Source organism: Pseudomonas sp. SIMBA_041, assembly GCF_046535095.1.
GTDB lineage: Bacteria > Pseudomonadota > Gammaproteobacteria > Pseudomonadales > Pseudomonadaceae > Aquipseudomonas > Aquipseudomonas mucoides.
The window spans coordinates 1-272 of sequence record NZ_JAWRXJ010000311.1; the positions used below are offsets into that span (position 1 = coordinate 1).

Here is a 272-nt window from a genome sequence, read left to right on the forward strand (position 1 = left end):
CGGGCGTCTGTTGCTGGAGTGGGTCGAGCACGGCTGGCTGCGCGAGGTCGATGCCGCGTTCGCCCGTTTTCTCGCTCGCGAAGTGCCGGATGCCCACGCACTGCTGATTCTTGCCGCCGCGCTCGCGAGCCATCAGCTGGGGCGCGGCCATGCGTGCCTCGATCTTGTCGCCACGCTTCGCGATCCCGCCTTCGCGCTGTCGCTGCCGCCGGATGGCCTGGCCGCGCGTGCAGACGACGATGCTGGCGAGAATGCTGCGCTGCCGTCGACGG

General features: G+C 70.2%; 1 pseudogene. It reads left to right on the plus strand.

From position 1 onward, the window contains the following. Positions 1-7: 7 nt before the first annotated feature. A pseudogene (locus SB725_RS31285) lies at positions 8-272 on the plus strand (exodeoxyribonuclease V subunit alpha); the annotation flags it as partial.